The organism is Pedobacter ginsengisoli, assembly GCF_002736205.1.
Taxonomy (GTDB): Bacteria; Bacteroidota; Bacteroidia; order Sphingobacteriales; family Sphingobacteriaceae; genus Pedobacter; species Pedobacter ginsengisoli_A.
This window is the reverse complement of record NZ_CP024091.1, coordinates 2,685,285-2,711,959: the sequence shown is the minus strand read 5'-3', so window position 1 is coordinate 2,711,959 and position 26,675 is coordinate 2,685,285. Positions and strand designations below refer to the sequence as shown.

The window sequence follows — 26,675 nt, the reverse complement described above, 5'->3', positions numbered from 1 at the left end:
ATGAATAGAATTAAGAAGTTATTTCAGGAAAAGAAAGATATATTATCAATTTATTATACAGCCGGTTATCCTAATTTGGGAGACACAGTTGCAATTGCTGAAGAGTTAGAACGTTCGGGTGCAGACTTATTGGAAATAGGCTTCCCTTATTCTGATCCTGTTGCTGATGGACCGGTAATACAGGCAAGCAGTAAACAGGCGCTTGATAATGGTATGGATTTAAAATTGTTATTTGAGCAGCTTAAAGACCTACGAAAAAAAGTAAGCATTCCCGTTTTACTAATGGGCTACGTTAATCCAATGCTTCAATTTGGCGTCGAAAATTTTTGCAAAGCTTGTGCAGAAGTGGGTGTTGATGGGTGTATAGTTCCAGATTTACCGATGGTTGAGCACGAAGAGCTTTATGAACCTGTTTTTGCTAAATATGGTTTAAGCAATATTTTTCTGGTTACCCCTCAAACTTCTGAAGAGAGGATCCGTAAAATAGATAACTTAAGCAATGGTTTTATCTACTTGTTGTCATCTTCAGCAACTACAGGTAAGAATCTACAGGTATCTGATACTACCGAAGCATATTTTTCAAGAATTGCTTCCCTAAAACTTCAAAACCCAACTATGATAGGTTTTGGGATCAGTAGTAAAGAAACCTTTGATAAAGCTTGCAAATATGCAAATGGAGCAATTATAGGTACCGCATTCGTTAAAAGTTTGTCTGCAGATGATGTTCAGGGCAGTGTCAAACAATTCATGAAAGAATTTAAACCTTAACAGGTGCTTTTTCTTTAATAGATTTTAGAAAAATAAAGCCTGCTAAACCTGCAATAACCGAAGCACAAAGAATAGCAAATTTTGCTTCGGTTACATGCATTTCGTCGCTAAAAGACAATAGGGAAATAAAAATAGACATTGTAAACCCTATACCTGCAAGCATACCTAAGCCAATAATGTGTTTCCACCCTGATTCAGAAGGAAGTGTACCTAGCTTAAGTTTTACCGCTATCCATGAGAATAAAGCTACACCTATTGTTTTGCCCGCAAACAGCCCAGTTATAATTCCAAGTCCTAATGGAGATACCAGGCCTCCAAGCATTTCTTTTTGAAAGGTAATATTGGTATTTGCCAACGCAAATATTGGCATTATAAAATAATTTACCGGGCCGTTTAATAAATGTTCAAGCTTTTCTAAAGGCGATTCGATGTTATTCGAATTGCATGGTATGGTAAGTGCAAGTAATACACCTGCAATTGTTGCATGTATGCCGGAATGGTGGATAAAGTACCATAAAAAGATGCCAGGGATAAGGTAAAAGTAAAGTTGTTTGATTTTGAAAAAGTTAAATACAAGTAACAACGCAAGTACTCCGCCCGCCATCAATAGATAATCCAGATGCACCTCATTTGTGTAAAAAATAGCAATAACCAGTATAGCTCCAAGGTCATCAACAATGGCTAGGGCAGCAAGAAATATTTTTAATGAAGCAGGTATACTTTTCCCTAGCATAGAGATAATGGCTAATGCAAAGGCAATGTCTGTAGCCATTGGAATTCCCCAGCCCGATGCAGTATCCGTATTCTTATTTAAAATAAAATAAATAAATGCAGGTATCAACATGCCTCCAAGTGCTGCAACCACAGGTAACGAAGCACTTTTTACAGATGATAATTCACCTTCTACCAATTCTCTTTTTATCTCTAATCCTACCAAAAGAAAAAATATAGCCATGAGTGCATCATTTATCCAGGCAGAAACCGAAAGAGAATAAGAAATAGAGCCAAGCGTAAAGCCTAAGTCCGTTAATAATAATTCAGAAAAATTGTCTTTGTGGTTTGAATTTGCAATAATTAGCGAAATTACAACACAAATCATTAACAGTACACCGCCGATTTGGCCTGAACGCAAAAAGTCCTTAAATGCTTGTAGGTTTATTATTTTCGTCATTTACAGATAGTTTTCCAAGTTTCCTTTTCCTTGACGGATAATTTCAAAATCTCCCAATGTACAATCTACAACTGTAGATGGCTCATTGTCTCCATATCCACCATCAATTACAATATCCACAGTATCTTCATACTTTTCATGGATCAGTTCAGGATCTGTTGAATACTCTACTACCTCATCATCGTCATGTATAGAAGTAGAGAGGATTGGATTGCCAAGTTGTAATACAATTTCTCTTGCAATGTCATTGTCAGGTACCCTTATACCAACAGTTTTTTTATTAGAACTCAATAGCTTCGGTACATTGCTGTTCGCATTTAAGATAAATGTAAATGGACCAGGTAATGCCTTTTTCAGTACCCTAAAGGTTGTAGTATCAATTGGTTTTATGTAATCAGAAATATGTCTTAAGTCCGAGCAGATAAAAGAGAAGTTGGCTTTTTCAGGTTTAATGCCCCTCAGCCTACAGATTTTTTCAATTGCTTTATGATTACCAATGTCACAACCCATCCCATAAACGGTGTCGGTTGGATAGATGATTATTCCTCCCTTTTTCAATACTTCAACAACTTGCTCAATTGCCTTGGGATTTGGATTTTCTGGGTAGATTTTAATAAGCATATGTAAATTTACAAAATCTTGATCCGAAATCAGATTATAATTGTTCTATTGGCATGTTTTTATTAAATTAAGGAATATGAGAAAAGCATTTATCGCAATTGCGGCGTTTTTGGTAGCACTTACTGTAATGTTGGGCCTTACTTATCCACCTTTATGGTGGTTGTTTATTTTTACCGGCCCGGTTGTTTTACTTGGTATTTATGATCTGTATCAACCAAAACACAGTATAGTAAGAAACTATCCGGTAGTAGGTAGATTAAGGTACTTTATGGAAGATTTGAGGCCTAAAGTTTATCAGTATTTTGTTGAAAGTGATACCAATGGTAAACCTTTTAGCAGATTAAGCCGCTCTTTAATTTATCAGCGTGCAAAAAGAGAAAATGATACCATTCCATTTGGTACCCAGTTAGATGTATATGAGAATGGGTATGAATGGTTAAGTCATAGTATTTCTGCAATCAGCCATACTGAGCTTAATGAGGATCCAAGGGTATTGGTTGGCGGTCCTGAATGTTTAAAGCCGTATTCTGCAAGTATTTATAATATATCTGCAATGAGTTTTGGTTCATTAAGTCAAAATGCAATTCTTGCATTAAATGGTGGTGCTAAGATGGGTAACTTTGCTCATAATACGGGTGAGGGTGGTATTAGTGATTACCATGCTAATCCCGGTGGAGATTTGATATGGCAAATTGGAACAGGTTATTTTGGTTGCCGTCATCATGATGGTACATTTAATTATGAGGCCTTTGCGGAGAGAGCAAGTACAGATCAGGTAAAAATGATTGAAATTAAGCTTTCGCAAGGAGCTAAACCCGGGCATGGAGGTATATTGCCCGCCAAAAAGGTTACACCCGAAATAGCCAAGATAAGGCTGGTAAAAGAAGGCTTTGATGTGATTTCGCCTCCGGCTCATGCTGCTTTTAAAACCCCCTTGGAATTAATTGGTTTTGTAAAGAAGTTAAGAGAGCTTTCGGGCGGAAAGCCTATCGGTATTAAGCTTTGTATAGGACGAAGAAGTGAGTTTTTTTCAATATGTAAAGCCATGGTCGAAACTGGCAGTTATGTAGATTTTATTACTGTTGATGGGGGCGAGGGAGGTACCGGTGCTTCACCTCAGGAGTTTTCTAATGCTGTGGGTATGCCATTAAGGGAGGCTGTTGCTTTTGTTTATGATGTTCTTGTAGGGTTTAACCTGAAAAAGCACATTAAAATTATTGCTTCGGGTAAAGTGGCTTCAGGATTTGATTTGGTAAAGAACATTGCACTTGGAGCCGACCTTTGTAATTCAGCCAGAGGGATGATGTTTGCCCTTGGTTGTATACAAGCCCTGGAATGTAATAGTAATACGTGCCCTACAGGTGTAGCAACACAAGATCCAAGTTTAATGAAGGGACTTGTAGTAGAGGATAAAACGGTAAGGGTTTATAATTTCCATAAACTTACTGTAGCGAGTGCAGTAGAATTATTAGGCGCCGCGGGGCTGCATCATCCTTATCAATTAACAAGAGCATATATCAACAGGCGTACTGCACCGAACGTAATGCAATCGTATATGGAAAGTTTCCCATATATTCCTGAAGGGAGTTTATTAAAATCGCCTTATCCTTTACGGTTTGAGCTGGGGATGGCATTAAGTGTGTCTACAAGCTTTGTGCCTTCCGATTATAAAGTTTCTTTGGTTGATTACACTCATGCAAATTCGTTTGCCGATGATTTGAATCAGAACCTGAATAGGTAAATTAAATATAAAGCCCCTGTTTCAATGAAGAAGCAGGGACCTTTTTTGTTATAGTGGTGAGTCTATTAAAATTCTGCGTTTTTAGGGAAACGAGGAAATGCAATAACATCTCTGATGTTAGTCATTCCACTTACAAATAATATCAGTCGTTCAAAACCTAATCCAAAACCAGAGTGTGGTGCCGATCCAAAGCGTCTGGTGTCAAGATACCACCACATTTCGTCTTGTGGAATATCAAGATCTTCCATTCTTTGGGTAAGCCTATCAAGGCGTTCCTCTCTTTGAGATCCACCTATTATTTCTCCAATTCCTGGAAACAAAATATCCATCGCAGCAACCGTTTTTCTGCCCTGTGCATCAGGCTCATTCTGACGCATATAGAACGATTTAATATCAGCCGGATAATCTGTTAATATAACAGGTTTTTTAAAGTGTTTTTCAACAAGGAAGCGTTCATGTTCTGATTGTAAATCAGCTCCCCATTCATCAATAATATACTTGAATTGTTTTTTCTGATTAGGTTTCGAAGATTTTAAAATCGCTATAGCCTCTGTGTAAGTTAAACGTTCAAAATCATTGTTCAGGCAGAAGTTTAGTTTTTCTATTAAAGATAACTCACTGCGCTCATTCTGAGGTTTTGTTTTTTCCTCTTCAAGTAAACGATTATTTAAGAACTCTATTTCTTCTTTACAGTGCTCAAGCGCATAGCTAATAACATATTTAAGCATATCTTCAGCAAGCTGCATATTGTCATCAAGGTCAGCAAAAGCAACTTCAGGCTCAACCATCCAAAACTCAGCAAGATGGCGGGCTGTGTTCGAGTTTTCAGCTCTAAAAGTAGGGCCAAAAGTATAAATCTGTCCAAAAGCCATTGCAGCCAATTCACCTTCTAGCTGTCCTGATACTGTTAGGTTAGTTGCACGTGCAAAGAAATCCTGTGAGTAATCTACTTTTCCATCTTCAGCACGTGGTACATTATCAAAGTCAAGAGTAGTAACTTTAAACATTTCACCTGCACCTTCAGCATCCGAAGCGGTAATTACCGGAGTGTGCATATATACAAAGCCTCTTTCATTATAAAATTGGTGAATAGCAAAAGCTAATGCATGGCGTAATTTGAAAACTGCATTAAATGTATTGGTCCGGAAGCGTAGGTGGGCAATCTCACGTAAAAATTCCAAACTATGTTTTTTAGGTTGAAGGGGGAATTTTTCAGGATCACTATCGCCTAATATTTCAATAGATTCTGCTTTAATATCTACTCTTTGACCTTTTCCTAATGATTCAACAATTGTTCCTTTAACAGAAATTGCAGCCCCGGTAGTTATACGTTTTAAAAGTTCTTCCGGAGTATTATTAAAATCTACTACAATTTGGATATTCCCAATGCAGGAACCATCATTTATTGCAATAAACTGGTTGTTGCGAAAAGTTCGCACCCATCCCATAACTGTAACTTCTCTGTCGAATTCGTTTGTATTTAACAAACTTTTTACTTTTTCTCTTTTAATCATGATTTTCTTGTGGAGCGGCTCAAAAATAAGGATTTCCTTTAATAAATGAGAGGGAATATTTTAGTTGATCATTAAAGTTGTATAAGGTTATTTTTGTTTTGATTTATGCTGTTTTTTTATGTTTTTTATAGTTTTGTTATGGTTTTTTATAAAAATGTGTTATTTTTTATTGTGTTTTTATCAGTTTGTGTATGTTTTTTGAGATTTTTTTAGTTTTATATTATGTATATTTTGTATTTGTTGTTGATTTGTTGTTGTTTATTTGACTATTTGTATTGTTTTTGTATGTTATTTGTGTTTTGTGTCAGTTATTTTAATGATTTTATGATTTTATTTTTAAAAATATATCATTTTGTATTGTTTTTAATTTAAAAACTCTATATTTGTAATGCTCGTTTAATTTATATTTGGTTAGAGAGGCATACAATTGGATGGTTGTATGCCTCTTCTTATTTTAAAAGTGTTATTTCAATTTTTTTGTGTGCGGTGGGCAGATAATAAGCCTATTTATTTTTTTGTAAATGAAAAAAGCCAATTGAGTTAACAATTGGCTTTTTCTTGTGTGCCGGGCATGGCAATCAGCTCTAGGGTGCAAGTCCCGAACACACTTTGCAGTAGGAAGTGTTAGCCAATAGCAAGGGTGTCGCAGGCGACTGCGAATCCGAAGGAAGCTGGCGGCAAATATGGGGACTTACGAACAGGAACTGTATATAAGGCGAGGTGATATGGGTGATGTTGCAAGACAAACAAAAGCCCTATACTGCACAGAATATCACTACGTAGATACAGAGGTCACATCCATAGAAAGCGGGTTGCCTTACCCCGGGAGATCTCCCTATAATCTGTCGAGAGCAAGTGCGATTGCTGTAGAAGAAACAATGGACAGTATCGTAATGCCCATCTGGTACAGGGAGAAGTCAGCCGAGGTCATAATACCTATATTTTTTTAGGGAAGGACTGAATGTTGGGATGGCAAAGGAAACAGAAAGTTTATGGCAGAGTGATTACAGCGGAACCACTTTAGAGAACTGCTTACATGATGGTAGGACGGAATCCGAGAGTAGACTGTAAGAGGAGCTGAGCCGAGCCGTGCAACCAATGTGCACAATGCCTGGGAAAGAGTTTTTTTTAGTAGTATGCTTGAAGAAATATTAGACATCCGAAATGTACAAAGCGCCTTTAGGCAGGTAACCGCCAATAAGGGAGCTGGTGGTATTGATGGTATGCAGACCGATGAACTTCGGGACTACCTGAATATCAACTGGCAGACATTACGGTCTGATATTTTGAACGGCAGTTACCGCCCGAGTGCGGTAAGAAAGGTAGAGATACCCAAGTCTGGTGGGGGAGCAAGGATGCTTGGCATCCCAACGGTCATTGATCGGTTGATTCAACAGTCTATTTCCCAATGGCTGAGTCCGAAATATGAGGGCGACTTTTCTTTCAGTAGTTATGGTTTCCGTCCAAAGCGCAAGGCTCATCAGGCAGTGCTCAAGGCACAGGAATACCTTAATGCTGGTTACACATGGATTGTGGAGCTTGATCTGGACAAATTCTTTGATCGGGTAAACCATGACAAACTCATGTGCCTGCTATCAGGAAAGATAAAAGATAAGCGTACATTAAAGCTTATCCGTTTATATCTGAGCAGTGGTATGATGGAGAACGGGCTTGTTTCCCCAAGAAAAGAGGGCACACCACAGGGCAGTCCACTTAGTCCGCTTTTATCCAATATTGTTCTTCATGAACTGGATGCTAAGCTCGAAGAGCGGGGTCACAAGTTCGTACGATACGCTGATGATTGCAGTATATATGTTCACAGCAGAAAATCGGCAGATAGGGTGATGGATAACATTACCAGCTATCTGGAAGGAGGTCTAAAGCTGAAAGTGAACCGTGAAAAGAGTAAGGTGAGCAGACCATCACAGAGTACCCTGCTGGGCTTCTCGTTCTACAAGACGGGCAAAGATTGGAAAATGAGGATTGCAACCAAGTCTGTTAAGATTATAAAACAGAAACTCCTTGGACATACTAAACGCAATGATCCAATTACTATCATCGAACGGATCAGAAAGCTTGATATGACCATTAGGGGTTGGGTCAACTATTTTTTCCATTGCAGGGGCTAAGCATGTGATGATAAGGCTGGATGAAATGACACGGGTCAGACTGCGGATGATCATCTGGAAACAGTGGAAGAATGCAGGATGCCGAAGCCGAAACCTGATCAAACTGGGGGTTGGAAAGCAGAAGGCATTCGAATGGTCTAATAGTAGGAAGTCCTATTGTCGACTGGCACGTAGTCCAATCCTTCAGGGTAATCTGAGTATTGAGTATTTCGCAAAGCTGAAGTACATTGGATTTGCCAACTACTACTATTGGAAAACTGAACACCAAACGAAGTTATTCTAACAAACCGCCGTATGCCGAACGGCACGTACGTGTGGTGTGAGAGGACAGATAGGGAAATAATCCCTATCTTCCTACTCGATTAATAAAGATTTATTTTTTGTAGCTAAATATTAAGCTAATACTTTAGTAACTAAATCAGCAGCATCTTTTAATGCTATTGCAGAGAAAACTTTTAATCCTGAATCATCTATTAGTTGCTTAGCTTCAACAGCATTTGTTCCTTGTAAGCGACAAATGATTGGAACTGGAACATCTCCAATTTCTTTATAGGCATCAATAACACCTTGGGCAACACGGTCGCAACGAACAATACCGCCAAATATGTTAATCAGAATAGCTTTCACATTTGGATCTTTAAGGATAATGTTAAAACCAGCTTTTACTGTTTGTGCATTTGCAGTACCACCAACATCTAAAAAGTTAGCCGGCTCTCCACCTGCAATTTTAATAATATCCATCGTAGCCATTGCAAGTCCTGCTCCATTAACCATGCAACCAACGTTTCCATCAAGTTTAACATAATTAAGGTTTGATTCGCTTGCTTCAACATCAGTAGGATCTTCTTCCAGTTTATCACGCATTGCAGCGTAATCCGGATGACGGAATAATGCATTTTCGTCTAGATCTACTTTAGCATCAACAGCAATAATTTTATCATCGGATGTTTTTAAAACAGGATTGATTTCAAACATTGAAGAGTCAGTGCTGTCGTAAGCTTTGTAAAGTGCGCTAACAAATTTTACCATCTCTTTAAAAGCCTGACCACTTAGGCCAAGGTTGAAAGCTATTTTACGAGCCTGAAATCCTTGTAAACCAACTTTAGGGTCAATCTCTTCTTTGAAGATCAAATGAGGAGTATGTTCTGCAACCTCTTCAATATCCATCCCACCTTCAGTAGAATACATGATTATGTTTCTTCCGTTAGCACGGTTTAACAATACGCTGATATAGAATTCTTTGGTTTCAGATGCACCTGGATAGTATACGTCCTGAGCAACTAAAATTTTGTTAACTTTCTTTCCTTCCGGACCAGTTTGTGGAGTTACCAACTGCATACCTAAAATAGCAGTAGCTCTTTCCTTAACCTCATCAAGGTTTTTAGCAAGCTTTACACCGCCGCCTTTACCTCTACCACCAGCGTGGATTTGAGCTTTAATTACAACCCAGTCAGAATTGTAGTCAGTTTTCATTTTTTTAGCAGCTTCTACAGCCTGCTCTACCGTGTCGGCTACTATACCTTCTTGTACGGCTACTCCAAAACTTTTAAGTATTTCTTTACCTTGATATTCGTGGATATTCATTATGCTGAAAAAATTTGTTCAAATCTACAATTTCAAAAGCTTTATAACAAATGGCTACAGGTATTTTCGGTGTTTATATTTTCGCTTTCTGGTTTCAGTTTTTTAATAGTCTTTCTAAACTTGAGTTTCATCTTGACCCAATAACTGTAAAAGTGAACCTTGCCAGCATTGAACAATCTTTTGTGCGCAAGCCAGACTACCATGGCTGTAGAAAAATAGAAAACTGTGTAAAAATAATAGGTAATAGTTCTTGTAAATGGACTCTTGTGTTTATATATCAAATGTAATCTCTCAATTTGAAAATTAATATGAGCTGCTTCGTCAATTAAAATATCGGTACATATTTGTTTAAGCAGTTTACAGTTGGTAGCATCCTTTAAACATTGATAAAATATCTGGGCAGTACTTTCAACTGTAATTACAGCAATGGTCCAAAACTCCATGTCTGTATTTAGTCCCCTTATTTTTCTAAACAAGCTATCGCCCCAGTCTTTTTTTATCCTTTGTTCACCAATTAGATCAATATACCGGCCCAAATTATTACCATGCTTTTGCTCTTCTTTAATAAATAGCTTAATTGCATCTGTGTAATACGGATCACTTAGGTTCTTTGTATGTTTGGTCGCAGCATTTACCAGGTTTGTCCCCTCAGATGTTTCTCCCAATTGCCAGGCCTGTAAAGAGCTTAAAATATTGGTTTTTTCTAGTTGAGTTAAATTCGGGCTGATGCTCCAGTCGATTCTTTTGTTCTGTAGGTTTTGGTTAAAATAGTTTATCCAGTACGATGAGTTGTGCATACATCAGATTTTAAGATTATAGATGATTTTCAGTTAAAAATTGCATGGTTTGCCAATCGCGGTAATTCCACGAAAGCCAGGATGTTTCATTGTATTTTGTTTTAAATGTATTGTTGCGCTGGTTTAAATCTTTTTCAAAAGCCAAAATCTGTTCTGCATCGGTTGGTGCAGTTGGTTTTGTAGCGATACGGGTTGTATCGTTACTCCATCTGTAGGCATATTTTGAGGTGCTCAAATATTTTCGAAGTATCAACTTATTCTTATTCAAGAGGGGGAGTGTCTTGTCAGACAATTCTGTTAAATGATCAAGATCTAAGTTGATGGAGTCCCTGTTATTAATGTTGTGATTCACGATTAAAACATCCCAGTTTACAAAACCAAAAACTAGCAGTAATGTATACCACATCAATCCATTCACTTTACACAGATAGAAGAAGGTTTTCTGTTGTGCAACTTTGATGTAAACAGTAAAAAGGCCTATTGAACAAAGTAATAAGAAAACCAATACCCCAATGCGCTTGTAAGTTAGCCCAAGGGCATTTATATAATGAAAATCTCTGAGTAAAACAGAACAAACCAGAAACATATTCTGAAAAATCCATAAATAGGCCAGGAGTCTGATTGTCTTATTTTTGCTATAGAAATTTAAATTACCTCTAAAAAAATAAACAATAACCATCATGGCCATAACAATACTTATTATTAGCGCGTTGGTACCATCATGAAGTTCATTTGAATAGTCTGCTCCGCTTAACCCAATATTTTTGCCTAGCCACAACGTAGTTAAATCAATAATATTTAATGAAAGCAATAAGAGGTTTAAGGCTATGAATGAGATGATGCCTATAATGTTTTCAGTTTTTAAAGCCATCACTTTTTTTAGCAAACCTTCAGCAAAAACTTCCATAAACATATACCCGATAGATTTGGATGTTTTATTTCTGTGCGCCTTTGTTAGCTGCTCATTAAAGCGACTTTCAATTTTTTCAAGTTCAACCTTTTTTAAGCTGATGAAAATTCCTGCACTCAAAATGATCCCAAGTATAATGTGCATAAAGCGTTCAAAACTTAATTGGGGGAACAGGAAGATCAGTATGTTGTTTATAAATGTGGATATGCCAGAAGTAATCTGATTAAGGTAATCGGCAAAAATGGTGTTAGCCTCGCTATAAAGTATACTAAAAAAAAGTATGGCAAAGCATGGGATAACAATGTATGTAACAATCTTTAAAACAGGCTTAAAAGAGAGACTCCTGAAATGAAGTGCCATTATTTTTTTTAAAAGATTTATCGGAGCTGTAATGATTTGTAAAAATGCAGCCAGCAGGACAGAAAAAATATTCCTTAACAGAGGGAAATGGATTAAGCCCATCATCACTGCAAAACTGATATACCAGGTTATGATGTTCAGTATCGATTGATTTATAACTACAAGCACGGCAGCCAGAAGATGACTGGCGATAACAATGTAGAGTTTTTTGGTTTTTTGCTTTTCCTGGTCAAGTAAAGTGATGACAATTAAAAAAAGGGAGTAAATAAGAAGGTTAAGAGCCTGTTTCTCCATCCAGAAGAGGAAAGTGAAAAGAATGCCGCCACCAATTGTTGCAAAAAGCTGTAGGTCTATGCGCTGTTTCATATGAGTTATAATATTAGATTAAGGGTAATTCTGTGATTATCCACAGGTAGATAAAGGCAATGGGGAGGTTAAACAGCATAACAATTGCTGTCTTTAAGAGCGGGAGGTAATCTTCAGGATAAATGATTATGGTAATCAATAAACTCAAAAAGATAATTGAGTTGATCACCAAAGCGAGCACGATGTATAATAAGCCTACTCCAATCAAAGGACTAAATTTTGTAAGACAATAAATTAAGAATAATAAAGACCCGGCAATAAAAGAATACCTGGTACATTCTTTAGCAATTGTTGTGATTTGACTGATTGATGTTGTTTCCATTTTTGTTTATTAAAAGTGCTTTGTATTTCAAAGTGAATAGATAAAAAAAATTAAAGGCTCTTGATCATCTTTTCTAAAGCTTCCAGATGTACTTTAAAAGCTTGTTTGCCTAAATCTGTAATTATATAAGTAGTATTTGTTTTTTTGCCGATAAATGATTTTTGGACTTTTAAATACTGAGCCTGCTCCAAAGTATTCAGGTGGGAGGCAAGGTTGCCATCTGTAAGTTCCAGCATTTGCTTTAGTTCATTAAAACTAATGCTGTCGTTTACAATCAAAATAGACATCACGCCCAGTCTGATCCGGCTATCAAATATTTTGTTAAGGGCTCCAATCGGGTTTTTCATTACTTAGTCCTTTCGTACTTAAAATACATAAGCAAACCATAAAAAATATGAAGTACACCAAAACCAAAGGCCCAGAAATAAAGTCCATATCCGATATTAAACATTGCTGCTAATCCAAGCACAACTTCGCAAAGGCCTAAAAAACGGATGTCACTATAAGTATACTTGCTGGCATTAATTAAAGCCAGACCGTAAAATAATAAGCAAGAAGGAGCTATTAAACCATAAGTGCCTGGATGAACCAAAAGAAGAGCAATAATAAATAAGCCTCCAGCGATGAGGGGGATTGCCAAATTGATCAGTAAATTTTTAGTGGTTCTGTCCCAAAACGGTAATTTCTTTCTTCTTGTTTGTCTAAGTGTAAGCAGAAAGCCTCCTATAAGAGCAATAACAAGTACTCCAACACCTATTTTAATTAAATTGGCCTCCAGATCATCCTGGGTATAGCCATATTCATAGGTTCCGTTTGCACCATTGGTAATTTCTAAATGAGCAAGATAGGCACCTACTAATGCGGTAACTCCGGCAAAAACTCCTGATAAACCACTTAAAGAAATAAATCTTGACGAACGATCCATCATTTTTTTAATGTCGTTCAATGCATTTAGCTGTTCTTCCTTGTTACTCATTTTAAAAGCACTTTGTTTTTCAAAGTTAGTTGAATAATCTGAACTTCCAAGAAAAATTTAGCATTATTTGTTATCTCATATTTGTTTAACCTTGTGCTATGTTTTTGTAAGTTTGCATTTATGCTAAAAGCCACAGGTATAAAAAAAGCGTATGGGAACCTACCCATATTAAAAGGAGTAGATTTTGAAGTATCAAAAGGTGAGATTGTAAGCATAATAGGTGCTTCAGGTGCAGGAAAAAGTACTTTGCTCCATATACTAGGTACGTTAGATAAGCCCGACCACGGTACAGTAGAGCTTAACGGTTCAACAGTTAATAAGCTCTCTGGCGAATTGCTAAGCGTTTTTAGAAATAAGAATATCGGCTTTGTTTTTCAGTTTCATCATCTTTTACCTGAATTTACTGCGTTAGAGAATATTTGCATACCAGCATTTATAGCCAAAGTACCCACAAAGCAAGCAATAGCAAGGGCAACTGAACTTTTAGAGCTTCTGGGGTTAAAAGACAGGTCCGATCATAAACCTAACCAGTTGTCTGGTGGCGAGCAGCAGCGTATTGCGGTAGCAAGAGCGTTGATAAACAATCCGGCAATTATTCTTGCCGATGAGCCATCTGGTAATCTGGATTCGGCAAATGCCAGCTCATTGCACCAATTTTTTATTACACTTAGAGATAATTTTAAGCAAACCTTTGTTATTGTAACCCATAATGAAGATCTGGCTAAGATTAGCGATAGGGTAGTTACTATGAAAGACGGTTTAATTATTTAAGTTGTGAAAATATTAATAACAGGAGGGAAGTCTGCTCAATCATTAAAACTAATTAAGACTTTTGCAGATGATAATATTGTATTGGCTGATTATGGAGATGTACCTTCTTTTCCATCTGCGCGGTACTATTTCATTTCCTTAGGCCAGAGAAATGATGAGATTATAGCTCATAATTTGTTAAACCATTGCCTCAATGAAGGAGTTGATGCAGTTTTACCTTTACATGAGTTTGAGGTAAATGAAATATCAAAATCGCAGGTGCTTTTTGAAGAATTTAATATTCAGGTACTATTGCCCAAAGAGGACCAGATTATCCATTTAACCAATATTTAATGGCATTTGAACATTATTTAAAAGATAAACAAGCATTTGTTTTTGAGCTCGACGATGTCCTTTATCCACAGAAGGATTATTTATTACAGGTCTATTATCTATTTGCTCAATTTATAGAATATGCAGAACAAATAAGCGCTGATGAGATTGTTAAAAGTATGCAGCAAGCATATGTTACAACTGGTAATGATGATATTTTTGAAATAACAGCCGCACAATTCAATATTCCATTAAAGTATAAAATGAACTTTGATATGCTTTTCTTAAGCGCGCGGTTGCCTCTAAAGCTTCTGATGTTTAATGAGATGCTTAGCTTTTTGCAGGAAATTACGGTTGAACGTAAACAAATATTTATATTCACCAATGAAGATCCTATGATGCAGCTCAATAAGATTAAGCAGGTTGAATGGAATGGACTAGAGAGCTATCTTACTGTTTATTTTGCAGCAGAAACTGCTTATAAACCATCTTTAGCAGGGATTCAGGAAATTTTAGATAAGCATAATTTAAAGAAAGAAGATGTGTTGATGGTAGGCAAGTACAAGGTAGATGAGGAATGCGCAGCAAATGCCGGTGTAGACTATTTGAATGTTGATAAACTATTAGTAACTTAATTACGTTTATACCTCCGGACCTGGTGTTGGTGTTTAAAATATTATTAATGAAAAATAACTTCGTAAAAGATTATATAATGGGTTCGGTCTTGGTGATCTGTGTCCTTTTTAGTGCGTGCAAAAAAAATAAAACTGCACCAGAGCCTCAATCAGAGCCTGTTCAAAATACCAAGCAAACTCCTACAACAAACAGGGTAGAGTTAACCAATGATTCTATATTTCTGTACGCTAAAGAAGTTTATTTCTGGAATGAGGCTTTACCTACCTACGATGCATTTAATCCACGGCAGTATAATACCGGCGCAACCAATTTGGAGAAGTATGAATCCAATTTGTATAACCTGGTTAAATCATCAAATTCTCAAGATTATTTAAGTAATAGTTCGTCGCCTAAATATTCTTATATTTTTGATAAAGCTGATAAAAATCCTACTGCTGTTATTCCTGGTACAAAAATGTCGGTTGATTTAGAAGGAAATGGTAATGATGTTGGTTTAAGGTTTGGTTATTTTGGTCAAACTAATACAGACTATTCGATTTATGTTACTGCTGTGTATCCTAATTCTCCTGCGGCCAAAGCTGGCGTTACAAGGGGAGATGAAATTACAGCGATCAATGGCGTAACTTATGGAACTAATTTTAATGCAGAAGTCGATAAAATTGAAAGCGCAATAGAAGGTGGTACAGTAACAGTAGCAGGTAAAAAAGGAACTGTAAGTTTTACTAAAACACTTACTAAAGCCATTTATAAAAGCAGCCCTATATATAAAGATACTGTTTTCACAGCCAGCACTAAAAAGATAGGTTATTTGGCATATGCAAGGTTCTCAAATAAAGAGAACTCAGAAAGCGCATTAACTACAGTATTTAATAATTTCGCTGCTAAAGGGGTTACGGATCTTATTATAGACCTTAGATATAATGGTGGTGGTTATATAAGCACCGCACAACATCTTATTAATCTTATCGCACCTACAGGAACTTCAGGTACAATGTTTACAGAACATTATAATTCTACCATGCAAAACAAAAAGGCTACAATTTTAAAGAATCAGCCTGTTGTTGATAATGGCCGTATTACAGGGACTTATTTTGATGATGATTATTCTGTAAGTGGCAATACCACAACCTTTCAAAAAACTGGAAATTTAACTGGTGTAAAGAATATTGTTTTTATTGTAGAACGCTATACGGCATCTGCAAGTGAACTTGTAATAAATAGTCTAAAACCCCACATGACTGTTAAGCTTGTAGGAGAGACCTCTTATGGTAAACCTATTGGGTTTTTCCCGATAACGCTTGAAAATAAATACGATGTTTACTTTTCAATGTTCGAAACTAAAAACTCAGCCGGTGCAGGAGGGTATTATAATGGGATGACACCTGATGTTAAAGGATATGAATTTGCTGAAGGAGATATTATGTACAATTTTGGTAATGCCAAAGACGATTGTACGGCAATGGCTATCAACATTCTTGCTCCAGGTATTACCGTTACCAGTCAGGGAAAAGTGGCTGCTACTGCAAACAGATCCAAGTCAACTCGTTTGCAGGCAATAGGAGGCAACGCAAGTGGTGAATTTGTAGGGATGATTGAAAACAGAAAATAACCTGTATTTAATTTATTCTTTTCTTATCATTAATTACAGATTTCAAATAAAGCTGATGGTCTAATCTTGCTGAAATTTCAAGAATAGCCTCGCTTGCATTGGTAAAAAATGTAGGGTTTATGTTTTTAAACTCGTCAGTAGCTTTGTGGTAATCCTTATGGTCCTCAACTCCAAAATAAATAAAAGGTATGTCCTTGTCGTTAAAAGCCGAATGGTCACTTTGATTAGTCCAGTCATTGCTTCCCATTTTGGGGTCATCATGGCCTAAAATTATTTTTATTTTAGAACTCTTACTAAAAACAGCTGGTTTTAACTGAGGATATTTAAATGTGCCACAAGCATACAGCTCACCTTTATCATTGTGGCTTACCATATCCATATTGATGTTAAGTTTGATGTTCTCAAGTTGCACAGGAGGATTTTTTACAAAAGCACTTGCACCCTGTAAGCCTGCTTCCTCAGCATCAAAAGCAGCAAAAATTAAAGTATGGTAAGGTTTATTTTTTAAATAATGTGAGGCAAGTTTCAATAAAGCTGCAACTCCCGAAGCATTATCATCGGCACCATTGTAAATCTCATGGTTTATAATTCCAATATGATCATAGTGAGCAGATATAACTATTACGTTTTTGCTTTTTCCCTCAACATAGCCAAGCAGGTTTTTACCTTCAATGGTCGTTCCTTTATTATTTTTAAAAGAAAACGGCATCTCATAGCCTGAAAATGATGGTAGTGTATTTAAGCCAATTTCTTTAAAACGCGACTCTATATATTTACGTGCCATTTCGGCCCCTTTTGTCCCTGTTTTTCTCCCTTCATATGTATCAGAAGATAATATTTCAACATCTTTAAGTAGCTGGCTTCCAGCCTGAGCATCTGTTTTTTTTACAGAACTGCAGCTCAATAATAAACTAAGCGGTATTAATAGGTAAAATTTCATTTTTGATGTTTAAATATATAATACTAAAGTAAAGATATAGAACGATATTAATAACTCTTTTCATGTCCTATTGTTATTTAAGTAGATTAAATGCATATTTAAGTAAGAATAAGTCATACTACTATGTTAGGGGAATTAATAGAAAAAGAATCAATAGATATAAGTAAAATCGTTCCAGCCGATCAGAATCATACAGAAGAATTAAGGGATAAGCTAAACTCCGCACAAAGACTGGGAAACGAGTTTAAGTCAAAAGCCGATATCACATTTAACACTACCGAAGGTCCAAAAACTGTTAACACCACAGTTTGGTCTGTTACCGAGAAATATATTCAATTAAAAAGGGGGGTACATATCCCGCTAAGCAGCTTGATTGATATAGATTTTTAAAAACAAAAAGACCGGGTATTGCCCGATCTTTTTGTTTTTATATATTTTTCTTAAGCTTTATGCGGCTTATCCCAGGTATGATTTTAAGATCTTACTACGTGAGGTATGACGCAAGCGCTGAAGTGCTTTATCTTTAATCTGACGTACACGTTCACGGGTTAAGTTAAACTTCTCTCCAATTTCTTCAAGAGATAAAGGATGGTTAGTGCTTAGTCCAAAGAAAAGTACAATGATTTCGCGTTCTCTTTCTGTTAAAGTAGACAATGAACGTTTAATCTCTTCCGAAAGGGATTCGTTAATCAGGCTGCTGTCTGTATTAGGTTCGTGGTTTTCCAATACATCTAACAATGTATTTTCTTCGCCCTGAACAAAAGGAGCATCCATTGATACGTGTCTTCCTGAGTTACTTAAGGTGTCAGATATCTTATCAACAGTTGTTTCAAGTATGTCTGCCAATTCTTCAGGAGATGGTTCGCGTTCGTATTCCTGCTCCAGTTTAGAGAAAGCTTTACTGATTTTACTTAACGACCCAACCTGGTTAAGTGGTAAACGAACAATACGGCTTTGCTCTGCAATTGCCTGCAAAATAGACTGACGGATCCACCAAACAGCATACGAGATAAATTTAAAACCCTTTGTCTCATCAAAACGCTTGGCAGCCTTAATTAAACCCAGGTTTCCTTCGTTAATTAAATCCCCTAGAGTTAAACCTTGGTTTTGATATTGTTTTGCTACCGAAACCACGAAGCGCAAATTTGTTTTAGTTAAACGTTCTAATGCTGCCTGATCGCCCTCACGTATTTTTCTTGCTAATATTACTTCTTCTTCCGCGGTAATTAAATCCACTTTACCAATTTCGTGAAGGTATTTGTCTAGAGATTGACTTTCGCGATTGGTAATCGATTGCGTGATTTTGAGTTGTCTCATTTATATGCTTTGGTACTCTTTATGTGTTTGAACGTGCAAAAGTAAGAATTTATAGGCAATTAGAAAACATAAATTACTGAAAACGTTACACTTTACACGTATTAATTATACAAAACTTTAGTAGCAAAAATTATTCCAAAATCCTTTTGTCAGTATTAATGTCACTATATTATAAAACATATTATTATTATTGTATATCAATGTATGTATTGTGTATTTCAATCAATATTGATGAGCTTATAAACTAAAATAAATGTTTGTCTTTATGATGTCAGGAAATAAAATGAAGAAATAGTATCTTATTAATGTCTGGTAATAAAAACATATTATGCCAATAATTACAAATTTAGATGTGATGCTAGCTAAAAGGAAGATGTCCTTAACAGAGCTAAGTACAAGGGTAGGGGTAACAATGTCTAACCTCTCTATATTGAAAACAGGAAAGGCTAAAGCAGTACGACTGGATACTCTGGATGCTATATGCAATGCTCTTGACTGTCAACCTGGTGACATCCTGGAGTTTCGGAGGTGATGAGAATAAGTGTTATTAAATCTGTGGTCATCATGTCATCCTGAATTATAAAACAAATGCCTGATCAATATCATTGATCAGGCATTTAAAAAAATTATATGAATAGACTTTAGGTTAAATCAGAAATTTCTGCACCTGGAGCATTCTTTTTAACCGATTCAATACCGTTGTCTCTACTTGCAACACTTTCGTACATTTCACTGTTGCCAATAATTTGTCCGTTTGTAGCTTTTAAATTAAAATATGGTTTATCATTAGAAGAAGTTTTTCTCTCATACTTACTGTCATCCTGAGAATTTTTCTTTACAGATTCTATTCCGTTTGTGCACCCGCTTTTGCTGGTATATCCCTCACTTGTTAAAATTACCTGGCCATTTCCTGCCTTTAAATTGAATTGGAATTCTCCATTCTTTCTTGTTGTGATTTCAAATTTGCCCATAATCTTTTATTAATTTAGTTTTACCGTAGGTTGTTTTAATATCCCAATTTATAAAAAACTAAACAAAACCAAGCGATTATTATTTTTTTGTTTATGGATTTGTAATACTTGTTAAATCAAAAGTCTGGTTAAGCCTTATTCCTTTTTCTGTATGGTGTAAGGTACAGCATTCATTTACGGCATCATGTTCCAGGTAAAGTATGTAACCATTATCAGTAGCTTCCTGTAAAAAAGATCGCTTTTCTTTTAATGTTTGTAATGGGAACATATCATAAGCCATTACATAAGGTAAAGGGATGTGTCCAACCGAAGGCAGTAAATCGGCCATATACACTATAGTTTTGCCCTTATATTCAATCTGAGGCAGCATCATTGCATCAGTATGGCCATATGCAAAGCGAATGTTTACACCATCATGAAATTTAACCCCATCAACGTCATCAATAAACCTTAATTGTCCGCTATCCTGAATAGGCAGGATATTTTCTTTTAAAAAAGAAGCCTTCTCCCTTTCATTCGGGTTAACGGCCCAATCCCAGTGTTTCTGGTTGCTCCAGTAGAAAGCGTTTTTAAATGCAGGCCTCAGTTTGTCGCCAACACGCATTATAGAACCGCCACAATGATCAAAATGAAGATGCGTTAAAAAAACATCAGTTATATCATCTCTCGAAAAGCCTTTTGCAGCCAATGATTTATCTAAGGTATCATCGCCATGCAGATAATAATGACCCAAAAATTTCTCGTCCTGTTTATCACCAATGCCGTTATCTATTAATATTAATCTATCACCATCTTCAATTAACAAACACCTCATAGCCCAGGTGCACAAATTATTTGCATCTGCCGGATTACTGCGTTGCCATATAGACTTCGGAACCACGCCAAACATAGCGCCCCCATCAAGTTTAAATAAACCGGTATTAATTGTGTGTAAATTCATGATAACCTAGTGTAAGTTGTAAGCTAGTGTAATTATAACTCAGTTGTAATTGTGCAATTTAATACCAACTGGCTTTGTAAATATAAACATAAAAAAAGAGGTAGTTAACAACTACCTCTCTAAGTTTTTTTGCAACAAATTTAGTGTCTGGAAGAGGGCCTAGCATTCATTTTCGCTTCTTCAGCGAAATTTAATGCAGCCCGAAAACAGATCACTCAATTTGTCTTTTACAAATGAATTACCTCTCCATACGCATCAGCAGCAGCTTCCATTATTGCTTCGCTCATAGTAGGGTGAGGGTGAACAGATTTAATCATTTCATGGCCAGTTGTTTCCAATTTACGGGCAACAACAATTTCGGCAATCATTTCAGTAACGTTAGCACCAATCATGTGGGCACCTAATAATTCACCGTATTTAGCATCAAATATTAATTTAACGAAACCATCTTTAGCGCCGGCAGCACTTGCTTTACCAGAAGCAGAGAATGGGAATTTTCCGATTTTTAATTCATATCCGGCAGCTTTGGCAGCTTTTTCAGTATAACCTACCGAAGCAATTTCAGGACTGCAGTAAGTACATCCCGGAATATTGTTGTAGTCTAAAGGCTCAGGTTTATGGCCTGCAATCTTTTCAACACAAATAATACCTTCGGCCGAAGCAACGTGAGCTAAAGCCTGTCCGCCAACAACATCACCAATTGCATAATAACCTTTTACAGCAGTGTTGTAAAATTCATCAACAACTATTTTACCTTTTTCAGTTTTGATGCCGGTTTCTTCTAAACCAATGTTTTCGATATTGGCAACAACACCAGCAGCAGAAAGCACGATGTCGCACTCAAGAGTTTGCATACCCGATGCAGTTTTAACCTGCACTTTGCAACCAGCCCCACTGGTATCAACAGATTCAACACTTGATGAAGTCATGATCTCGATACCAGCTTTTTTAAAGCTGCGTAACAATTGTTTAGATACATCTTCATCCTCAACAGGAACAACATTATCCATAAACTCAACAATGGTAACCTTAGTGCCTAAAGTAGCGTAGAAATAAGCAAACTCCACACCTATAGCGCCAGAACCAACAACCACCATAGATTTTGGTTGTTCAGGCAACACCATAGCTTGTCTGTAGCCAATTACTTTTTTACCATCTTGTTTTAAATTAGGTAATTCTCTTGATCTTCCGCCAGTAGCTATTATAATACTGGTTGCGGTGTACTCTTTTTGAGACCCGTCAGCAGCTTTAACTTCAATTTTGTTTCCAGGTTTAACTTTCCCTGTTCCCATTATAACGTCAATTTTGTTCTTTTTCATTAAGAACTGAACCCCTTTGCTCATGCCATCTGCAACACCACGGCTACGTTTAATGACAGCTGCAAAATCAGCTTCGGCTTCGGCAGTTTTTATACCATATTCAGACGCATGGTTAATGTATTCAAAAACCTGTGCACTTTTTAGTAATGCTTTAGTAGGTATACAGCCCCAGTTAAGGCATATCCCACCTAAGGATTCGCGCTCTACAACTGCAGTTTTCAAACCTAACTGAGAAGCTCTGATTGCAGCTACGTATCCTCCGGGACCGCTGCCTAATACAATTACATCGTAGTTCATATCTTATTATAAAGGAATTTAACTTTAATAAACGCCCAAAAATAAAAAAAAATGTTCGTTAATACTCCCTTTAAGATTTTTGGGCAGCTGATTTCGCTTAACAACCTGTTAACATGTTGCTATATTAATAGCCAGCTTATTTATAGTGTAAAAACAAATAGCTGATAAACTGTAGGTTATATATTTAATTCTTATGTTAAATGTTGCAATTTTTTGACTTTATTAATAATTATTTAACATGAAAATTAAACTGAACATTGAATTAATATTTAAATTTGCCCCCATCATCAATTTTTGATGGTATTCATAAAAAAACAAAGCAATATGAAGAAATCTTTACTATTTAAAATGGTATTAATCGTTTTAGCTATGGTAGGGTCTATTTCTGCAGTGAATGCACAGATAACCACATCTGCTATGAACGGTACTGTTAAAGACGCTAAAGGTGCCTTGCCAGGCGCTAGCGTTAAAGCCATACACGTACCAACCGGTACTGTATATTCTGTTTCAACAAACAACGACGGCAGATTTAGCATTGCGAATATGAGACCAGGTGGTCCATATACGATTGAAGTAAACTATGTTGGCTTTCAAAAAGAAACTGCTAATGATGTTTATTTAAAACTAGGTGATCCTTATACCTTTAATGTGGTTTTAAGTGACGACAGCAAAAACCTTGAAGAAGTAGTAGTATCTGGTAAAAAAGATGCAACTATGAACAGCAAAAGAACAGGTGCAGCTACAACAATTTCAAAAGAGCAGATTCAAAATTTGCCAACTTTAAGCCGTAGTCTTCAGGATTTTACGCGTTTAACGCCTCAGGCAAACGGAAACTCTTTCTCAGGATCAAGTACACGTTATAACAGCATCAACATTGATGGTGCTATGAACAACGATATCTTTGGTATTGCAGGTTCTCCGGCACCGGGTGGTTTGGCAAAAACTCAGCCTATCTCTTTAGATGCTGTGCAAGAAATCCAGGTGGTTTTAGCTCCTTACGATGTAAGTTATGGCAACTTTACAGGTGGTGGTATTAACGCTATTACACGTTCAGGAACTAACAATGTAGAAGGATCAGCTTACTTTTTTGGCAGAAACCAGAAGCTTGTAGGTAAAAACTTTGCCGGCGAAAAAGCTAACGATTTTTACAGAACACAATACGGTTTCCGCTTAGGCGCTCCTATTGTTAAGAATAAATTGTTCTTATTTGTAAACGCTGAGCAAACCAGAGATAAAGTGCCTACATCATACAACGTTGGCGATGCTAATGCAATGCTTTCTGCATCTGATGCTAAAACCTTGGCAGATTTTGTTCAAAAAACTTATGGTTACGATATTGGTAGCTACGATAAAATTGATCAGGAAACAAAGAGTGATAAGATTTTTGCACGTTTAGATTGGAACATCAATAGCAAAAACCAATTAACATTACGTCATAACTATATCAAAGCATCTGATGATAACCTTAGCAGAAGCCCTTCTTTCTTCCGTTTAGAAAACAATGGTTATAAATTTAACAATACTCAAAACATCAGTGTATTAGAGTTAAGGTCTCAGATCAATTCAAGCTTGTCAAATAACCTGATTGTTGGTTATTCAAGAATCAGAGATGCACGTGCAACAAATGGTTCTTTATTCCCTCAGGTAGAAATTCAGAACTGGGGCGGACAAGCAGGAAGCACACTTCAATTTGGTTCAGAAAGAAGTTCAACAGCAAACTCACTTAATCAGGATGTTATTGAATTTACAGATAACCTAAAACTATTAACGGGTAACCACACTTTCACATTAGGTACACACAACGAGTTCTTTAAGTTCAGTAACTTGTTCGTTAATAACTACAGAGGTCGTTACCGTTTTAGCAATCTTGATAACTTCTATAACGATAAACCGAATAATATTGATGTTACTTACCCTTCGGTTGCTGGTACAGTTCCTGCTGCTGCATTTAAAGCAGCTCAGTTAGGATTTTACTTCCAGGACGAAATCCAGGTAGATCCTACATTCAGGTTAACTGCCGGTTTAAGGTTAGATGTTCCTTTATTCTTTGATAAACCAGCTGATAACCCTGCAGTTTCCGCTTCGTTCCCTGGTTATGGAACAAGTAATTTACCAAGCGGTCAGATATTGGTGTCGCCTCGTATCGGGTTTAACTGGGATGCAACTGGTGATAGAACAATTCAAGTACGCGGTGGTAGTGGATTATTTACAGGCCGTGCTCCATTCGTATGGTTCTCTAACCAATACGGAAATACAGGTTTAGATTACAGAAGTATTGCTTTGTCAGGAACTACTGCTAATAATGCAGGTTTTGAGCCAGATCCAGAAAAACAATCAACAGTTGGATCAGCTGGAAATACTTATCAGGTTAACTTAATGAGTCCTAGATTCAGAGTACCTCAGGTATTCCGTAACAACTTAGCCGCTGATTTTAAATTGCCTGGAGGTATGGTAGGTACTTTAGAAGCTATTTACTCAAAAACAGTAAATAACGTTCTTTACAGAGACCTTAATGTTAAAGCAAAAGGAACAACTATTAGCCCAGATTTAAGTAACGGAGCTGATTTGCGCCCAGCTTATTCAAATAGAGTAATCCCAACTTATACAGGTGCTTACCTTTTGGATAACACAAGCAAAGGTTATTCATACAGTTTAACTGCAGAGTTAAAGAAAAACTTCTCTAATGGTTTATTTGCAACAGTAGCTTATAACTATGGTCAATCTAAAGATGTAAACTCTGGTGCAAGCAGTACTGCTCAGTCTAACTGGGAATTTGTTCAGATTGTTAATAACCCTAATGATCCTGATCTTGTATATTCAAACCAGGATGTTCGTCATAGAATTTTAGGTAGCTTATCATACGCTGTAAACTATGGTCGTCAAAAAGCAAGTGGTACTACTTTCTCAATCTTCTATGCAGGTAGCTCAGGTACACCTTTCACCTACCTATATAACGGCGATTTAAATGGCGACGGAGCTTTTGGTAATGATTTGTTGTTTGTTCCAAGAACAATGAACGATATTAACATGGTTAAACTTGAGATCAAAGATGCAAAAGGTGCTGTTGTTAAAACCTATACTCCGCAGGAGCAATGGGATGCATTAAACACTTACATCAATAACGATTCATATCTTAAAACCATCAGAGGCCAGTATGCAAAAAGAAATGGTAGCCGTTTACCTTGGCAACATCAAGTTGATTTGCGCGTAATGCAAGATATAGGTACTATGATCGGTTCAACTAAAAACCGTTTACAGTTATCATTCGATGTATTTAACTTCACCAATTTATTAAATAAGAAATGGGGTCGTCAATACAGCTATGCTAACCAGGCTTATCAGTTAATTTCATACAATTCAGGTTTAAAAGGATTCAATTTCTCTCCTACAACACCTGCTAATACATCAACTGAATCTTTCGATTCAAGATGGCAAGGACAAATTGGAGTGAGATATTTGTTTAACTAGGATTTATTATCATAAACAAAAAAGGCTTCCAAATCTGGAAGCCTTTTTTGTTTAGTTGAATTTTTACTACAATACCGTTATCAAACCCAGGTATTGACTGTTCGAAGCGCTGAGTCTGTCGTCTGATACAAACGACATGTAAACCTCAAGCGGTTCATTTTTCATAGAAGATGGGATTTTTAAGATATCGCATCCTTCTATTCTTTGTGCACCACTATTATTAAAGCTCATATCCTTGCTGTTGGGAGCATAAGCCAAAAGCATTACACGATCTGTGTTTTCTTGCGGAATGTTATGTTGTACTTCCCAATTAAATTTTAATCCTTCAGCTACCATTTCTACTGTAGGGTTAAATGCCAGCGACAAATGCCCTGCGCTGATAACAATTTTTGGATAGTCTATTTCTACATCTGGGAAATAACCTTTTAGTGCATTTGGCTTGTTGTATTCAATAGCCAGATTGTGATAATTTTTAATTGTACCAATTGCTTCATGACCAAAGCCTGCTTTAAGAATAGGCTTCATTCCATTAAAGAATTCACTTATAACTTCCATTTGCTGGTAATTATTAAGCTGTTTAATTGTTGGTGGATTGTTGTTTTTTCCGTTAGACCTTACGATTTCCTGTCCATTAAGGCAATAACATGTTACGGTACCAACTTTTCCCGATACACCCCCAAGGATGCCGTTTTTAAGTTTACCCATTTTTTTATATTTGATTAAGTTAGTTAGCAGGATTCTTAGATATATCCCGAAGTTGAACAAAGATATATATAGTTGTACATTAAGTGGTTAGTTCTAAGGTAGATTTGTGAGTTTTACTAGTGCTTTTTTAG

The 26,675-nt window shown here is 36.5% G+C and carries 25 protein-coding genes; 11 read left to right on the top strand and 14 right to left on the bottom strand.

Annotated features, from left to right (window positions below; all coding sequences use genetic code 11):
* Entirely contained in the window at positions 1-768 is a 768-nt protein-coding gene (gene trpA / locus CPT03_RS11145) for a tryptophan synthase subunit alpha (protein ID WP_099438932.1), read from the top strand.
* On the opposite strand, the gene nhaA is transcribed toward trpA, so the two are convergent.
* Positions 758-1,939 carry a Na+/H+ antiporter NhaA gene (nhaA, locus tag CPT03_RS11140; protein WP_099438931.1) on the bottom strand — a complete coding sequence of 394 codons (1,182 nt, stop codon included), beginning with the start codon at positions 1,937-1,939 and terminating at the stop codon, positions 758-760. The two genes, trpA and nhaA, sit on opposite strands and share 11 nt — an antisense overlap.
* Entirely contained in the window at positions 1,940-2,560 is a 621-nt protein-coding gene (locus tag CPT03_RS11135; protein WP_099438930.1) for an L-threonylcarbamoyladenylate synthase, read from the bottom strand.
* A gap of 76 nt (positions 2,561-2,636) precedes the next feature.
* Here CPT03_RS11135 and CPT03_RS11130 point away from each other — a divergent pair, with 76 nt between their 5' ends.
* Entirely contained in the window at positions 2,637-4,301 is a 1,665-nt protein-coding gene (locus tag CPT03_RS11130) for an FMN-binding glutamate synthase family protein (RefSeq protein WP_099438929.1), read from the top strand.
* A gap of 65 nt (positions 4,302-4,366) precedes the next feature.
* On the opposite strand, the gene asnS is transcribed toward CPT03_RS11130, so the two are convergent.
* The gene (gene asnS, locus CPT03_RS11125; protein ID WP_099438928.1) at positions 4,367-5,815 is read right to left on the bottom strand and encodes an asparagine--tRNA ligase; all 1,449 of its coding nucleotides are present in this window, start codon (positions 5,813-5,815) and stop codon (positions 4,367-4,369) included.
* Positions 5,816-6,951: 1,136 nt separating this feature from the next.
* Here asnS and ltrA point away from each other — a divergent pair.
* Together ltrA and CPT03_RS22955 are read left to right on the top strand one after the other, a co-directional pair.
* Positions 6,952-7,944 carry a group II intron reverse transcriptase/maturase gene (ltrA, locus tag CPT03_RS11120; RefSeq protein WP_216641534.1) on the top strand — a complete coding sequence of 331 codons (993 nt, stop codon included), beginning with the start codon at positions 6,952-6,954 and terminating at the stop codon, positions 7,942-7,944.
* Positions 7,945-7,951: 7 nt separating this feature from the next.
* Positions 7,952-8,227 carry a hypothetical protein gene (locus CPT03_RS22955; protein WP_216641533.1) on the top strand — a complete coding sequence of 92 codons (276 nt, stop codon included), beginning with the start codon at positions 7,952-7,954 and terminating at the stop codon, positions 8,225-8,227.
* A gap of 110 nt (positions 8,228-8,337) precedes the next feature.
* Here the strand turns inward: CPT03_RS22955 and sucC are convergent, their stop codons facing one another.
* From sucC to CPT03_RS11090, 5 genes are all read right to left on the bottom strand, one after another.
* Complete coding sequence (sucC, locus tag CPT03_RS11115) at positions 8,338-9,528, bottom strand: ADP-forming succinate--CoA ligase subunit beta (RefSeq protein WP_099438927.1); 1,191 nt, start codon at positions 9,526-9,528, stop codon at positions 8,338-8,340.
* Positions 9,529-9,569: 41 nt separating this feature from the next.
* Complete coding sequence (locus CPT03_RS11110) at positions 9,570-10,325, bottom strand: hypothetical protein (RefSeq protein WP_099438926.1); 756 nt, start codon at positions 10,323-10,325, stop codon at positions 9,570-9,572.
* Positions 10,326-10,341: 16 nt separating this feature from the next.
* Positions 10,342-11,961, bottom strand: coding sequence for a DUF4173 domain-containing protein (locus CPT03_RS11105; RefSeq protein ID WP_099438925.1), 1,620 nt, complete (start codon positions 11,959-11,961; stop codon positions 10,342-10,344).
* Positions 11,962-12,333: 372 nt separating this feature from the next.
* Positions 12,334-12,630, bottom strand: coding sequence for a winged helix-turn-helix domain-containing protein (locus tag CPT03_RS11095; RefSeq protein WP_099438923.1), 297 nt, complete (start codon positions 12,628-12,630; stop codon positions 12,334-12,336).
* Entirely contained in the window at positions 12,630-13,259 is a 630-nt protein-coding gene (locus CPT03_RS11090; RefSeq protein ID WP_099438922.1) for a hypothetical protein, read from the bottom strand. The genes CPT03_RS11095 and CPT03_RS11090 overlap by 1 nt, the downstream gene beginning before the upstream one ends.
* A 120-nt stretch (positions 13,260-13,379) precedes the next feature.
* Between CPT03_RS11090 and CPT03_RS11085 the strand changes: the two genes are divergently transcribed.
* The 4 genes from CPT03_RS11085 to CPT03_RS11070 are packed head-to-tail and all read left to right on the top strand — an operon-like array spanning position 13,380 to position 16,587.
* Entirely contained in the window at positions 13,380-14,030 is a 651-nt protein-coding gene (locus tag CPT03_RS11085; protein ID WP_099438921.1) for an ABC transporter ATP-binding protein, read from the top strand.
* A 3-nt stretch (positions 14,031-14,033) separates the two neighbouring features.
* Positions 14,034-14,363, top strand: coding sequence for a hypothetical protein (locus CPT03_RS11080; protein WP_099438920.1), 330 nt, complete (start codon positions 14,034-14,036; stop codon positions 14,361-14,363).
* Positions 14,363-14,977, top strand: coding sequence for an HAD hydrolase-like protein (locus CPT03_RS11075; protein ID WP_099438919.1), 615 nt, complete (start codon positions 14,363-14,365; stop codon positions 14,975-14,977). Before CPT03_RS11080 ends, CPT03_RS11075 begins: the two co-directional genes overlap by 1 nt.
* Positions 14,978-15,024: 47 nt before the next feature.
* Positions 15,025-16,587 carry a S41 family peptidase gene (locus CPT03_RS11070; RefSeq protein ID WP_099438918.1) on the top strand — a complete coding sequence of 521 codons (1,563 nt, stop codon included), beginning with the start codon at positions 15,025-15,027 and terminating at the stop codon, positions 16,585-16,587.
* 7 nt (positions 16,588-16,594) lie between these two features.
* On the opposite strand, the gene CPT03_RS11065 is transcribed toward CPT03_RS11070, so the two are convergent.
* Entirely contained in the window at positions 16,595-17,527 is a 933-nt protein-coding gene (locus CPT03_RS11065) for a M28 family peptidase (protein WP_099438917.1), read from the bottom strand.
* A gap of 123 nt (positions 17,528-17,650) precedes the next feature.
* Between CPT03_RS11065 and CPT03_RS11060 the strand changes: the two genes are divergently transcribed.
* On the top strand, positions 17,651-17,917 hold the full coding sequence (locus CPT03_RS11060) for a hypothetical protein (RefSeq protein ID WP_099438916.1): 267 nt from the start codon (positions 17,651-17,653) through the stop codon (positions 17,915-17,917).
* Between the two features lie 66 nt (positions 17,918-17,983).
* Here the strand turns inward: CPT03_RS11060 and CPT03_RS11055 are convergent, their stop codons facing one another.
* Positions 17,984-18,844: an RNA polymerase sigma factor RpoD/SigA gene (locus tag CPT03_RS11055; RefSeq protein WP_008242129.1), complete on the bottom strand. Its 861-nt coding sequence runs from the start codon at positions 18,842-18,844 to the stop codon at positions 17,984-17,986.
* Positions 18,845-19,172: 328 nt separating this feature from the next.
* Between CPT03_RS11055 and CPT03_RS11050 the strand changes: the two genes are divergently transcribed.
* Positions 19,173-19,376 carry a helix-turn-helix domain-containing protein gene (locus tag CPT03_RS11050; protein ID WP_099438915.1) on the top strand — a complete coding sequence of 68 codons (204 nt, stop codon included), beginning with the start codon at positions 19,173-19,175 and terminating at the stop codon, positions 19,374-19,376.
* Between the two features lie 109 nt (positions 19,377-19,485).
* Here the strand turns inward: CPT03_RS11050 and CPT03_RS11045 are convergent, their stop codons facing one another.
* From CPT03_RS11045 to lpdA, 3 genes are all read right to left on the bottom strand, one after another.
* A complete protein-coding gene (locus CPT03_RS11045) occupies positions 19,486-19,815 on the bottom strand; it encodes a YegP family protein (protein WP_099438914.1) in 330 nt (109 codons plus the stop codon).
* A gap of 91 nt (positions 19,816-19,906) precedes the next feature.
* On the bottom strand, positions 19,907-20,755 hold the full coding sequence (locus CPT03_RS11040) for an MBL fold metallo-hydrolase (protein WP_099438913.1): 849 nt from the start codon (positions 20,753-20,755) through the stop codon (positions 19,907-19,909).
* 227 nt (positions 20,756-20,982) lie between these two features.
* Positions 20,983-22,371 (bottom strand): dihydrolipoyl dehydrogenase, encoded by a 1,389-nt coding sequence (lpdA, locus tag CPT03_RS11035; protein WP_099438912.1) that lies wholly within the window; start codon positions 22,369-22,371, stop codon positions 20,983-20,985.
* Between the two features lie 324 nt (positions 22,372-22,695).
* On the opposite strand from lpdA, the gene CPT03_RS11030 reads away from it, so the two are divergent.
* Positions 22,696-25,839 carry a carboxypeptidase regulatory-like domain-containing protein gene (locus CPT03_RS11030; protein ID WP_099441081.1) on the top strand — a complete coding sequence of 1,048 codons (3,144 nt, stop codon included), beginning with the start codon at positions 22,696-22,698 and terminating at the stop codon, positions 25,837-25,839.
* 66 nt (positions 25,840-25,905) lie between these two features.
* Here CPT03_RS11030 and CPT03_RS11025 read toward each other — a convergent pair whose 3' ends face one another.
* Positions 25,906-26,544 carry a DUF6266 family protein gene (locus tag CPT03_RS11025; RefSeq protein ID WP_099438911.1) on the bottom strand — a complete coding sequence of 213 codons (639 nt, stop codon included), beginning with the start codon at positions 26,542-26,544 and terminating at the stop codon, positions 25,906-25,908.
* Between the last annotated feature and the right edge of the window lie 131 nt (positions 26,545-26,675).